The 13324-nt window shown below is 37.9% G+C and carries 10 protein-coding genes; 1 reads left to right on the forward strand and 9 read right to left on the reverse strand.

All coding sequences use genetic code 11. From position 1 onward, the window contains the following. Positions 1 to 591: 591 nt before the first annotated feature. The 8 genes from FNY66_RS12835 to FNY66_RS12870 all read right to left on the reverse strand — a co-directional run bounded on the left by FNY66_RS12835 (position 592) and on the right by FNY66_RS12870 (position 11136). Positions 592 to 4020: an SIR2 family protein gene (locus FNY66_RS12835; protein WP_150311406.1), complete on the reverse strand. Its 3429-nt coding sequence runs from the start codon at positions 4018 to 4020 to the stop codon at positions 592 to 594. A 75-nt stretch (positions 4021 to 4095) separates the two neighbouring features. Beyond that, a complete protein-coding gene (locus tag FNY66_RS12840) occupies positions 4096 to 5625 on the reverse strand; it encodes an ATP-binding protein (protein ID WP_150311407.1) in 1530 nt (509 codons plus the stop codon). Positions 5626 to 5977: 352 nt separating this feature from the next. Beyond that, a complete protein-coding gene (locus FNY66_RS12845; protein WP_150311408.1) occupies positions 5978 to 6523 on the reverse strand; it encodes a hypothetical protein in 546 nt (181 codons plus the stop codon). Further along, positions 6523 to 7764, reverse strand: coding sequence for a ParB N-terminal domain-containing protein (locus FNY66_RS12850; protein ID WP_202879166.1), 1242 nt, complete (start codon positions 7762 to 7764; stop codon positions 6523 to 6525). The genes FNY66_RS12845 and FNY66_RS12850 overlap by 1 nt, the downstream gene beginning before the upstream one ends. Before the next feature lie 68 nt (positions 7765 to 7832). After that, the gene (locus FNY66_RS12855; protein WP_150311409.1) at positions 7833 to 8282 is read right to left on the reverse strand and encodes a very short patch repair endonuclease; all 450 of its coding nucleotides are present in this window, start codon (positions 8280 to 8282) and stop codon (positions 7833 to 7835) included. A gap of 5 nt (positions 8283 to 8287) precedes the next feature. Further along, positions 8288 to 9526 (reverse strand): type II restriction endonuclease, encoded by a 1239-nt coding sequence (locus FNY66_RS12860; protein ID WP_150311410.1) that lies wholly within the window; start codon positions 9524 to 9526, stop codon positions 8288 to 8290. After that, positions 9508 to 10665: a DNA (cytosine-5-)-methyltransferase gene (dcm, locus tag FNY66_RS12865; protein ID WP_150311411.1), complete on the reverse strand. Its 1158-nt coding sequence runs from the start codon at positions 10663 to 10665 to the stop codon at positions 9508 to 9510. Before dcm ends, FNY66_RS12860 begins: the two co-directional genes overlap by 19 nt. Before the next feature lie 156 nt (positions 10666 to 10821). After that, positions 10822 to 11136: a hypothetical protein gene (locus FNY66_RS12870; protein ID WP_150311412.1), complete on the reverse strand. Its 315-nt coding sequence runs from the start codon at positions 11134 to 11136 to the stop codon at positions 10822 to 10824. A 118-nt stretch (positions 11137 to 11254) separates the two neighbouring features. Between FNY66_RS12870 and FNY66_RS12875 the strand changes: the two genes are divergently transcribed. Next, a complete protein-coding gene (locus FNY66_RS12875; RefSeq protein ID WP_150311413.1) occupies positions 11255 to 11491 on the forward strand; it encodes a helix-turn-helix domain-containing protein in 237 nt (78 codons plus the stop codon). Between the two features lie 145 nt (positions 11492 to 11636). Here the strand turns inward: FNY66_RS12875 and FNY66_RS12880 are convergent, their stop codons facing one another. Next, the gene (locus FNY66_RS12880) at positions 11637 to 13178 is read right to left on the reverse strand and encodes a MobA/MobL family protein (RefSeq protein WP_150311414.1); all 1542 of its coding nucleotides are present in this window, start codon (positions 13176 to 13178) and stop codon (positions 11637 to 11639) included. Between the last annotated feature and the right edge of the window lie 146 nt (positions 13179 to 13324).

The raw sequence follows: 13324 nt of genomic DNA on the forward strand, positions 1-13324 counted from the left end.
ATGGCGAAAATCGCCCGACGCTAACACGGTTAAAATCAAGGTTTCTAGTATCTGAGCCGTATCTTTCCCCTGATTCTTACGGTTGAATTTGGAATTTTGGGTATTTAAACCGTATTCCTGTTGCGATATTTACGGTTGAATTTGAAGTTTCTGATATCAAAACCGTACTTCCGCCGTAATTCTTACGGTTGGATTTTGAATTTCTGGGTGTCGAACCGTATCCCGTCGCAATTCTTACAGTTGGAATTCGAGTTTCCGGTATCTAAACCGTATTCTTTTCCTGATTCTTACGGTTAGGAATTGTTTTTCTGGTTATAGAACCGTCCGGCAGTTCATCTGTTACCAAAAAAGTAAAAACTGCCTGCATATATATGAAATGATTTCAGATTTGTTTGAAAAATCCCGGAAGTCGAAACTTCCGGGATAAGATTTCTCTTGGTATTCTGCGTAAACGCTTTGATTATCTCTTGGGTAACCGAGATTAACGTTTGGGTAACCGAAAATGGCGGAAATACGGGGATGCCGCTGGAATTTGTTGCAAATGCGTTGCAAACCGCAGAAGACTGAACACGATTGAGGACGCCTCTCTTCTCAAATACTCATACCTCTTTTTAAAAGTGCTTCTTGGAATTCTTTTTCTTCTTCTTGCGATATTCCTTTGCATTCTCTATAAATATTACCAAGATATTCCCCGTAATAATCAAATTTTGTACCATCATTAAGCATTTTGGTCAGCAATCGAATCATCGGATGCGGGTATTGTAAAACAAGTTTACTTTTATCAAGTCTGCGTAAAGATAGCGTATCTATGTGTTGAGCCATCTTATCTTGGCAAATAATATTTACAGCCTCTTCAAAAAGTTGTCCTAACTCCGGAAGCCAGCTTAAGAACAATTCTTTCTCCTTTTCAGTAAGCATTGTTGGTTTGTTTTCATAACGATAGGTCAAATACTGCTTCAACCATCCAGTCCACAAAACTTTCTTTCCGTTGTCATCCATATCCCCTAATCTATATCCCATTTCCTGTATAAATAATTCTAAATCCTGTTCCTCTGCTATATCATAAAATCGAGGAATATATTCTAAACAGGGGTCCTCCACAACATATATCAAAAGAAGCAAATATAAGTCTATAAAACCTCTTCTGGCTTCTCCTTCCAGCCAATTAAGATTCTTGACCGCTCTCAAATATATTGGCCCCATAACATCTGCCACATCTTTATTTAAATACCGCGAAAAGTAAACTATCCCTTCCCATGCAGCCACAAAGGATTGTTGATCTATTCCACTTAATATTTCAGCAAACTTATCCGTGCACCATTCCTGATCCCTTAAATACAAAAAATTGAAATAACCAGCCAATATGCATAATACAATATTCTTCTCTTTCCCTTCTAACAATAAATTCTTTTCCCAAAAACTTTTATATCTTTCTGGAATTCCTTGGGTCTCATCACAATAAGAAAGCATATAAATACTGCTACGCAAAATATTTCCCAAACCGGTATTCATCGCCGTTTCTATTAATCTGTCAGACTGAACAAAATCTTCCTGCCGATAATTCCAAATCGTATCAGCAATTCCAAACAATTTATTTTCTATAGTAATAAATCGTTTTTTCGTTTCTTCGCTTTTTACTATTTTTAAAAATATTTCAGACAACCCACAAATATCTTTTACAATCTCCATCTTTGCAGCAAACCGATCAATCAAAGCGATCAACTGATCTACTTTAAAATTTGAGTCTTGGATACCGATCAATAATCTTTGCCATGCATCCTCTTTCTCGATACACCCATCAATGAATATTTTTATAATTTTTGACGTCCACTCGTAATCACTTTTAATGCACTCAGAAAATGTCTTCAGCATTCCCCACCTGGTTGGACCCTCAAATGGATCTTCATTGTAGTTGTTTAGTAAATCGACAAGCTGTTGCAAATCAGATTCAAGCATTTGCTCTTGTGTAATAGGACTTTGATCACCGGACCATACAGCTTCTCCCATGTCAATATCTCGTTCTGGATGCTGACGTGGTTCAAAATGATTTCGAGACAATATTTCTTTTTCTAATTCATTTATTCTATCGTTAGTACTACAGAATTTCTTGATCCATACACACCAATTATATATAGGGTATTCACTGACATGCGTATCCAGAGCCTCAATTTCATCTATCAACTTCTTTTGTTTATCTTCCGTTAAATCATTAAATATTTTCTCGATCAATAAAAATATCTGCTCTTTCCCTTCAAAAAAAGAAATAGAAGAATTATTTATAAATATATCAAATTTATCGCATGAAGAGATTCTTTCACATTCCCTTAATGCCTTTAAACATAGCTTTTTTAACAAAGCAGAGGATTCACTTAAACAGCTTTCTAAAAATACTTTCATTCGCTCTGGATGTTTGCATTCCAGAAGCTTACAACTTTCACAAAAAATAGTGCATAAGAAATAGAGCGGATTTTGTCTGGAATAGTCCTCTCTATCCTCTATCACAAGCATAGCCATTTCCCATGGTTCTGGTTTGTCTTCTCCGTTTAAAAGCAAGTACGTATTATGCAGATTTAAGATGGTTTCTTTTACAAAATATAAAAATTGTTCAGCATAAGAATTTAAAAATTGTTCTTTACAGCGTTTCCATGATTCCTCAATTTGACATTGTTCTCCTCTGAATCTATGCTTATATGCAATTCCATCCTTACTGCCAAATGCATTATTCTTAAACACAAATTGAACTTCAAAATATTTCACAAACAATTTGTAACAAAGAGAATACATCCCACGTTTTGATAAAATTTCTATCAATCGTAATATTGTCCAGGAATCTGTTATGTAAGAATCTAAAACAATTATATACTCTTTATATACAACATCTGGAATGCTATCATTACCTAATTCGAGTTTTCTAAGTATTAGCGATGCAAATTGGAAATGAATCTTATTGCCATTATTTAAATATAAGATTTTAAAAGTCTCATTCTCTTTTCCCAAACACTCATCAACAATCCATTGCATCCAGATTTGATCTTTCTCTGACAGAACCGCCTCTGGCATAAACAGATTGTCAAAAACACCTTTCTCGTTTAATGCTAAAATCCACTCTTTCCCATGAATGTTATTCGCCAAAACTCGTGATCTTTCCACACTATCCAAACAATAATCAATCTCTGTATCTAATGCAATATCCCGCGGCGGCTCACTCTTAAATTCTTTAATCATATTATCCCAATCAAGCAAGCCTCTTTTGGCTCTTTGACCAAGTTTAATAAGCCCTTCTCTCATTTTTCCGTAATTCTTAGACGGAAAATAGATAGGCGTTAATCCAAGCAGCTTCCAATCTGACTGTTCTTCATCTGTTAAGATAAACCTTGTCTTTTCAGGGAGCCTGTCCATAGCACGTGTTAAATAACGTAAAATGGTATCTCTATAACTATATCCAATAAAAAGGATTGTATATGATTGAAATAATTTTATTAAGAATCTGGCGGCATAGCCTTCCGTCAAATATGCCTTTCCAAAATCTTCATCTGTAAGCACCATATATTTAGGATTATTAATATTACCATGAACATGAATAATACCGTCCACATCATTTCCTAATGGCAGTGCCGGAGCATTATATGCAGAAACGCTCAGTCCTCTTGACTCCAATACTTGCTCAAACATCTGGTCATAATTGGTTGTAATAATTTTTATTTTGGAAGGATCCGCAAACAGATCAATGATTGCTTCATGTGTTTGATTGTGCTTAAGGCATGTACCCGATAATAATTCTGCAGCCTGTTTATTTACATCTATACTTTTTGACTTCAGATATCCGAGAAATGCCTCGCAAGTATCATCTTCTTTTAATATTTCTCCAGTCCCCTCAGCAATCTTCTTTGCCAGGTCTACAAAATCGGGAAGTGATGTGGGCGCATCCACAGATGCGCCTGCTCCTGCAAATACCACAAAGTTATTCTTTCTTATTGCTTCTATTATTTCATTAGGGAAATTTATTCCATCTATAAACAATTGCTTCCTCCTGAATTTCTATCAGCACTTTTACAATATACGATAGTTGTATCCCAAATCCTACATTTGGGGCTATTACATGTTAAAATAGTACTCGCCATTTTTCTCTTTTCGCATAATTCCGCAATCCACCGATTTTCTAATAATTCTTGATGCTGTGTTCTCCGAAATACCGAAAGCATTTGCTATTGCCGTCCGATTAAAATAATACTCTGATCCGTATTTCTCCAATAATTCCAGCAACTTTTCTAAATTTCTCTTATTGAAATTCCTTCCTGCCTTACATTTAAGCCACTTTCTCAACTCTTCTTTCTCCTTTTCCCCCATAGAAAATTGCATATCTCCAAGAGAAAGTTGCGGTTTATCAGAAGATTGTTGCAGTTTATAGGAAGATTGTTGCAGTTTTGCGTTTCCAATTTCTAATTCTAGTTCCAACTGTGCGGAACGGGCTTCACTTCGATTTGGCAAAGTTACAACAAAAAAATATTCGTCAGAATAGAATTCCGGTTGCTCTGCATAATCAACATAAGAATTAAGGATTCTCCGAATACCACTTCCCCGGCGTTCCATATAATGAAGCCTTCCAAAAGTATCGGAAATAATCTCATTTCGCCGCATGGATGGCACACGCCTTAAATCCATATCTTGTATCCGACTCCCATTAATCATTCCGCCAGGAGAGGATATTTCCATTCTGTCATCGTACATATCCACATGCACTTCTGCGCCTATACTCTGATAATCCCTGTGAATGAGCGCATTCACCAACACTTCCCGGACAGCTTTAAAAGGGTAATCACTTTTCTCTTCCCGACGCATTCCCCGAATCGACCACGGATTCTTCGAGTTAGTGCGGATAAAAGCCTCCGCATTTGCCAAAAGCGTTATTAAGCTTACGCCTGTAAATTCCTCATCATCTAATGCCTCTCCTTCTACAGAGCCTTTTTCTATACCTTTCCATCTAGTGCATACGACTTTTGATTGTTTTAAATAGCCTTGATCACAAAGAAGCAATCCGGCATTTGTTACTATTCCATCTTCTGTCACGAACCCCATCGAAACAAGATCTTTTGTCAAATCGAAATCGTCCCCTGTTTCCTTTTTAAATGTAGCTGCGAGCAGTGTAAAACTGACATCTGATAAGTTATAGGAACTGGGAAGGGAATCATATGTTTTATTCATTCCTTTCAGAATCAGATTGTTCTGTTCAATTACAGTAGCGATTTCAGATCTGTCTCCTCGCCTTACATATATTTCTCTTGTTTTTTCATGAACATAGTAATATGGATAATGAGGTCCATTAGCTACTTCAAGGTCAATACATAACCTGCCTTCTATTCTGCTGCTGAAAGGCGTTAACGTGTAGCGTACCGGTGGTTCTACTCTTGAAGTTAAAAGCTCTGAAATTTTACTTGCTGTACTCTGTGCATCATCAAGTCCTACCGGTTCATGCCCATTATCAGTCACACCAAAGAGAATATGACCGCCCTTTGTATTTGCAAACGCCACAACAGATTTTAACCAGCTCTTAGGTTTTTCTTTTTCTAAAGACACTTTGTAATCCAAATGTGTCGCTTCTATTCCCTGAAAATCTTCAAACTTCATAACCGCAGCCTCTTCCTTTTAATGATTTACTTGTTCTAATACACCATGCCGTAATTCTAAATATAAGTAATTATGTTTATTTTAACAGAACACCCGTTTGTTTTCAATTATTGCTTTAAGAAATACAAAAACCTCCCAGTACATCTGTCCTGGGAGGCCATGCAGCGCCTTGCGGCGTCTGGATCGTATATTGTTGTATCCGATTATCGTTTGGGTAACCGAAAATGGCGGAAATACGGGGATTCAGCCAGGATTTGTTGCAGATGCGTTACAAACTGTCTAAGACTGAACATGATTGAGGACACCTCTCTAATACCCAAATCATACCCAAATGATATAGGGAATATTATGTTCACTCTAAGTAAATCGACTGTAATCCATAATTAAAAATGGGAACATTTTGCTTATAAACGGCATTAAATAGTTTATTAACTGTATTTAGTATACTATTTAACGCAGTTTCTACCTGTGTATATGAAATTTGTATCTTGGTTTTTGGATGAACAAGATTATTTCTCAAATCAATCGTTTGCTTAATACTTCTATCCCACTCATCTTCATTTGTTATAGCTTTATGAGAATACTTACAATATATAAATTCTATTCTATCTATCAACCTAATCATTTTCAAACTGCTACTCAGATCCAAGCTTCCGTTATTTATTTTTATCTGTTTTTCAGATAGCAACGATCTCTCGTATATACTTAAATTAAAAGATTTGCATAATTCTTCAGAAATCGAATTAACATATGCTTCTAACGCACTCATGCCTAAAAGCAAACTGGCATGCATAAAAGCTTCTGCTTTTGCAGCATTCTCACTTTCCAACTTTGCATTTTCCAAATAATACTTAGCCTCTTCAAATAATTGTTGTCCAAAAAAATCAAACTGTTCCATTATTTCATCCTTTGTTCAGCCTTTATCACTTCTAAATTAGCCTGTTTTGCAAAATACTTGCTTAGTGCCAAAGTTATTAAACTCTTCCCTATTCCTTGCCCTTTTTCTGCTTGTAGATAGAATAACTCAATTAATCTTCCTCTTTCTTTAGCATCTGTTCTTGTTCCTAGTCCTCTATAATTTTCCGGATCACTCTTATGCCTAGCTGCCGCCAAAGCCTCAGCATTTAATGGATCTTTTTTTGAATTCTCTGGCAAACTATAGTGTCTTTCTAACCTGACTTTATTATCCTTAAGCAATCCTGCTACAAATGCCCATGCGGCTAATACTGCATAATTAAACGCTTTATCAGCGTATTCTCTTGAAACCTTTTTCCCATCTTCCGAATAATACTCTTTCTGTTTATTAGCTAATCTTGCAAATTCTCTTCCTGCAGTCAGTAATTGTTCGTTTTTCCACCAATCCGGATAATCAATTTTTAATGTTTCCCAATCATCATCTATTCCTCCGGTTTTTGCTATAATTCCATCGGTTTTTTCTTTTTCAAATTCTTTAATTTGGGATCCCAAATAATAATTTATTATAAAAGTTCTGGCCTCCCTGACAGTAATACTATCGCCCCTTTGTTTTTTATCTGCAAAGTCACTTTTCGCATCAAGTAACCCCACATTGTGGCACCATTCTCTTAATTCAGGACCTTTTACGGTCTCCATCATTCGGTCCAACAAATCAGAAGAAACTGCAATATTCGTATTAGAAATTAATTGTACATCCAATCTTTGTTCCATATTGAGATTAAAATAAATTTTCACGCCATGATATTCACAAACATCTTCTGCCAAAGCTTCCTCGATTGCTTTTATTCTATGCTGACCTCCTACAATTTTTAAAGGGTGACTTTCATCAAAATCTGTATTATATTCTGCAACAATATTACTAAAAACTCTACCATTTTTAGCATCCATCTTCATTTTCAAAAACGCACCGCTATCTTCAACTAATTCACGATTTGCCCTATAATCTGATTGTTCATCTGGATCAAGCGGAACATCTACAGTACATAAATCCAATAATATATCTGCCTTAATATGGCATTCACAAAATACTGCATTAGTGCATTTATCTATAATAATATATAAATTATTTTCTATAGGCTGAAAGCATTCCAAAAATTCTTCTATATCATGCACTATTAATTTTTTTATCTCATCATCAATAGCTTTATCATAATGTACTTTCATTTTCTTCTCCTTTTCCTTTAATTAATATTTGTAATATTACAGGGCTTCCAATTATTTCAAAGTGCAAATTAAAGTTCTAAATAACTATTATTATCGTTTAAAAACTCTATTACCACTTTAAGGCAGCGATTAAGAGCATCATAATCTTTTCGCATTTTTTTGATTGTACACTCCCATACAATCAAACATTTTATCCTTTTGTCCGCCAACTCTCTTTTTACAATGCTATCTCTTTTAACATTTGTATCAAATTTTTTCTGCCAAAATTCTACCCTTGACTTTGGCATATAAGCATACTTACATCCTGTATGTCTATGCCAAAAACATCCGTGAACAAATACCGCAGTGTTGTATTTCCGCAGATAAATGTCCGGATGTCCTGGCACTTTATTTGTATTAAGGCTGTATCTGTATCCTTGGGAGAAAAGTTGTTTTCTAAACCATATTTCCGGCTTTGTATTGCGCGAACGAATAGCTGCCATATTTCTACTGCGTTGCTCTGGCGTTACAATATCCATAACTACTACATTCTACTTTCATAAAATTTTTGTTTTTCTTTTACTTCTTCAAGAAACATTTTCATAGTATAAAGCCACATTCTCTGAGTTGTTGAATAAGTATCATGAATTGGTAAAGGAACAACCAGTTGCAGTTGTTTATCTATCATTTCATTTGTCTGGTTTTCACTGATAGCTGACTCCAAGGTAAGCAAATGTTTCTTCTCTATCCTGTCTGCCTCCGACAAGACCTGACGCCATCTGTCTTTACATGTACTTTTAGCCCCCAGCATAGTCAGATAAGTTGAATCGTACCTAAGATCTCTATACGCTTCTATACATGGAAATATAAAATCCGGTTTAGATTTGTTCTCTGTTATTGGTGTGTGCGTATAAATGATATTCTGTGATTTCAACAGTGCTTCAATGTGATTTTCCAGTGACAGTCCCGCCCGACTTTTTCTTCTATTATGCACAGAAAGAGAAAACTGAATAAATGCATCCACATCAACTTCTCCCTGCACTACAAACCCTCTTCTTAGCCGTTCTTTTATCAGATATTGCTCCAATAATTTAAAAAGCGCTTCCTCCCTGTTGACCCATTTCACCAAAGTAATATCCGGATCGCCAATCGGATCTACATCTGTAACCGTATTTCTTGCATATTCTGAAAACTCTTTTGTAGAAGGAAATCCTCCGTTAAATTCTGATAAAAGCGGTTCCAAATAAGACTCTATACTTTTATCTTCATATTCTATTCCTATCTGCTCTAATATTGTTCTGGCTGCAAATTCAATTTCGTCATTTCCTGTATCAAAATCAGTTTTACTGACAAACTTGTCTGCGCTATTTTTCTCCACTCCAAATAACCAGTACAGCTGGCTCTCTATGGTACTGTCTTTTTGTGCAATAATAATAAGCAGCGTACCGTCTGTCTTTTTACATATAAACAGGCTGTCTCCTGTTTTTGCCTGCTTTGACACTTCCGTTGTCGGATAATATAAGCGCCATTCTGTTCGTGTTGGATGATTATATCTGGCATCATACCAAGTTAATTTTCCATCAGCACTTATTGTGTCTTCATCGTTCATATATAGAAACAAACTGTCAAATTCCTTTTTTGGTACTTCTGTGCCAAAAATCTGATCCATTGGTTTTTTTGCATTATATTCATGTTGATTACTAACTTTTAAATTTGTTTCTACCTCAGACAACTTTTTTACTGCCACACCTGAAAAATATTTGTTTAAATAACCCGTCTCCATCCTTCATCTTCCCCATAATTTATCTCCGTATCCAGTTCGTTAAGTCGGGATACAATTAACTTTGCCACATTTTCCATCAACGGCACTACTACTGAATTTCCAAACTGCTTATAAGCCTGCGTATCAGATACCGGTATCTTAAAATCATCCGGGAATCCCTGCAGTCTCGCACATTCTCTCGGAGTCAGTCTTCTCGGATTTTTCCCTCGCTGGGCAATCAGTATTTCTGATCCGTCTTTGTAATACCTTGCACTGATTGTTCTTGATACTCCGTTCAGTGGTGCAATTCCATATCCGAAACCATTTCCGGCTGCTTTATGTTTTGCAGCGTAATTCTGAAGATAAGTCCATAATTTATCGGAAAGAGTATACTTGTCATCCACCTTCTTCTCCAGAATATCTCTCATTACCGGTTTAGGATCTTTCGGAGTCAGACTGAATTCAAAATCAACTTCACTTCCGTACCGTTCTCTGTCAAATCCAACAATCACAATACGTTCCCTGTGCTGAGGAACATAGTTCTGTCCATCCAGCACAGCATAAAATACACTGTAATTCAATTCATCCAGAGACTCCAGTATAACTTTGAAAGTTCTGCCTTTATCGTGACTGCAAAGATTTTTCACATTCTCCAGCATAAAGGCTTTCGGTCTCTTTTCCTTTAAGATCCGGCACACATCAAAAAAGAGAGTCCCCTGTGTTTTATCTTCGAATCCCGTTGCACGTCCCAGACTTTTTTTCTTTGAAACTCCGGCAATTGAAAAGGGCTGGCAGGGAAATCCTGCAACCAGAATATCATGATCTGGTATGGATAACGCCGGGACCTGGGTAATATCTCCTTCCGGCTGCTCGCCGAAATTTGCAAAATACGTCTGCTGGCTGTATTTATTCCACTCATTGGAATATACACAGTGCCCGCCGGCCCGTTCAAAAGCAATTCTCATTCCACCAATGCCCGCAAACAGATCTATAAATGTAAATCGTCTGTCTTTGACACTCTGCTGCTTTCTTCTCATATCTGTAACATAATAGGCAACTGCCTCACGCACACAGTCCTGCATTGTCTGATCAGTCATTGTGGAATATGTGTTCAGCTCATTGTATAACTCATCATCAATTCTTAAATGTACCTGTTTCATCCTCATCACTCCTGGGAAATATTCTGTACCTGATTTTTCCCTAATTATACTATCAGGCAGTCTTAAAATCAAGTACTTTTTTCGAATGTATGTTCTTATTTGTAAATATTTTTGTCCACATAAAAAGAGGACCGTAATATCAGTCCTCCGTCTAATTTACACATTGTCTGTTGCCGTTTCTTTTTTCTTTTCAGTCATATTCCTGATCATATCCATCATCAGCAGTATGCCCGCCTGCAGCCCTATTTCTGTATACACGCTGGCTGTCTCACTGCTGAGTTCATTACACAGATCCAACAGTTCGGACGTCGGATTTTTATCATACTTTCCCACAGCCTTTTCAAATCTCATATAAATCTCATCCAGCCGCTCCTCATAACTCCTGTCATCTTCATCCGGTCCCAAGCCAAACAGAAGATAATCCGCAACTCCCCTGATGGTTGCTCTCTCAAATATTTTATCTACGTTCATGTTCTGCCCATCCTTTCTCTATCGCGAAACATTTCTTTATTACGAAACATTATAATCTCAATACTGCATACAATCAAGATATATTTCTTTATTACGAATTTTCAGGAGTTGTACAGATATGCAGAAACTCAGACCGGATATGGATATTGGACATAATATCCAGCGATTAAGAAAAGCTTCAAACATGACGCAGGATCAGGTGATCGCCCGCCTTCAGCTCATGGGAATTGAAATATCCAAAAGCACCTATGCAAAAATTGAAACCAACCGGATGAACATTAAAGTCAGTGAGCTTGTTGCTCTCAGCAAGATTTTCAGCGCTGATATATCTGAATTTTTTAGCGGACTGGTGTAGACCATCTGGCAATCCACCTGCCATTTATTGATCTGTCGACAGCTTCATTCCCGTTCACAGTCGATCAGTACAAATTCATATCAGTTTAGGAAAAGCAACCGTAGCTCTCCGGCATAAAACGGTTGCTTTTCCTGTGAACATTTTTTTACAGACAATCTCTGTCATATCCCCGTTTCTTTGTTCGCTGCCTCTTTTCCAGCTCCCGTTTCTTTTTATCCAGCTGCTCCAGTACACTTTGCCGCTCTGCCCTCTGTTCCGGCTTATTACTTCGGATCACCAGATACTGTTTTTCCGGAACACTTTTCTGATCCCATTCTTTCTGCCTGTTGCGGATTTCTTCCAGTTCCTTCGTTGCAGCTGCATATGCTTTTTTCACTGTCAGCGCATTTTCATATCCATGCAGTCCAGGTATTCCGGCGAGTGTAGCCTTCGCTTTTTTCAGTTCCTGCTGTTTTCCGGCAATCTTCTGATCCATTTCCCGCTTTTCTTTTCCATGAAACCATTTCCCGTCAATATCCTTCCGTTCTTTCTCCAGTCGAATCAGAACTTTCTCGACAGCATAGATCCTCTGCTCTGCTTTCTTCATCTTCTGCAGAATGTTATCCAGCCTCATTACTTCTGCTTCCTGCATTGCTGAAGATGGTCTTTTCCCTTTTGCAATCTCCGGCAGCGGCGCCGGCGTCACATCAAATTTCAGGTCACGGTGAAATATTGGCTGTCCATTCTCGTCATATTCTGCATTTCGGAGTTCTTTGATATACTGGATAAAACCCCGCAGCTTTCCAATCGCCTTTTGCAGGATCGTCTGGAAAATCTGCGGTTTCCACCCTGACCTTCGGATGGATTCTGCCGCCGGATCTGTGATCTCTTTTTTCTTTGCAAAGCGCAGTTCCTCTTCGGTCACGCCTTCCACTACCGCCCGGTCTACCATGTTGTTCCACTCCTGCCGGAGATAATTATCGATCCGTATCTCCTCTGCTTTCGGATTATTTTTCCCGATCTTTCTGGTGGGAAGATACGGACTGTTCTTATCAAACACCTTCAGTTTCTCCGCCGGATCCTGCACCAGTTCATTGATCAGATCCGTATAGAAATATTTCATATCCTCTGTAAATTTTTTTGACTTGAATTCCGGATTCTTAGGCTGGAAGAAATGTTTTTCATAAACCTCCCCTTTTTTGATGATCCTGCAGCCGGAACGGATTTCTCCATTTTCATCCAGAATTTCTTTCTTCGTCCGGACATGTTTCCCTGTTTCATCATAAAACATATTTCTTGAGGCGATCTTCTCCACCGGCTCATCATAAGCCTTTCTCTCTGAAAAAATAAGATGGATATGAAGATTGGTTTTCCGTTTATTGTGGTGAAGGGCGCTTGCCACAGCCACGCCGTACCGTTCCACAAATTTCGCAGTAAAATATTTCAGCAGCGTATCATGATCATAATGGATCAGGCCAAGCGGCAGCATGATGATCAGTTCCCTGGCCTCAATACATTTCCCTTCCGTTCCGCTTCTGGCAAAATCCGCCTGATTCTCCTTTGACAGATACTGCCAGAATTTCGGATCCGCGCTGGTATAGGCAGCATACAGATTTTCCTGCCGCTTTGGATCCGAGATATAACGTACCCTGCCCTGGACGTGAGGCAGCTTGACCGTCTGGATAAAACAATTCTTTTCATTTGCCATACATCTCCTTTCCGGCGGTGGTACGTCAGAAATGAACCGGTCTTTCGGTTCTGAGCCGCCCTGCGGGGCGTCCCGGCCCGACGCAGTCGCGAAATACACAGAGTGCAGATCTTCAGATCTGCGCGATGGGTGTATTTCGCTCTCAT

This window comes from Mediterraneibacter catenae (assembly GCF_008691045.1).
GTDB lineage: Bacteria > Bacillota > Clostridia > Lachnospirales > Lachnospiraceae > Mediterraneibacter > Mediterraneibacter ornithocaccae.

Excerpts from the sequence above, each read along its gene's own strand:
- FNY66_RS12840 (WP_150311407.1), bottom strand. The coding sequence starts at position 5,625 with ATGAAGTTTGAAGATTTTCAGGGAATAGAAGCGACACATTTGGATTAC.
- FNY66_RS12845 (WP_150311408.1), bottom strand. The coding sequence starts at position 6,523 with ATGGAACAGTTTGATTTTTTTGGACAACAATTATTTGAAGAGGCTAAG.
- FNY66_RS12850 (WP_202879166.1), bottom strand. The coding sequence starts at position 7,764 with ATGAAAGTACATTATGATAAAGCTATTGATGATGAGATAAAAAAATTA.
- FNY66_RS12855 (WP_150311409.1), bottom strand. The coding sequence starts at position 8,282 with ATGGATATTGTAACGCCAGAGCAACGCAGTAGAAATATGGCAGCTATT.
- FNY66_RS12860 (WP_150311410.1), bottom strand. The coding sequence starts at position 9,526 with ATGGAGACGGGTTATTTAAACAAATATTTTTCAGGTGTGGCAGTAAAA.
- dcm (WP_150311411.1), bottom strand. The coding sequence starts at position 10,665 with ATGAAACAGGTACATTTAAGAATTGATGATGAGTTATACAATGAGCTG.
- FNY66_RS12870 (WP_150311412.1), bottom strand. The coding sequence starts at position 11,136 with ATGAACGTAGATAAAATATTTGAGAGAGCAACCATCAGGGGAGTTGCG.
- FNY66_RS12875 (WP_150311413.1), top strand. The coding sequence starts at position 11,255 with ATGCAGAAACTCAGACCGGATATGGATATTGGACATAATATCCAGCGA.
- FNY66_RS12880 (WP_150311414.1), bottom strand. The coding sequence starts at position 13,178 with ATGGCAAATGAAAAGAATTGTTTTATCCAGACGGTCAAGCTGCCTCAC.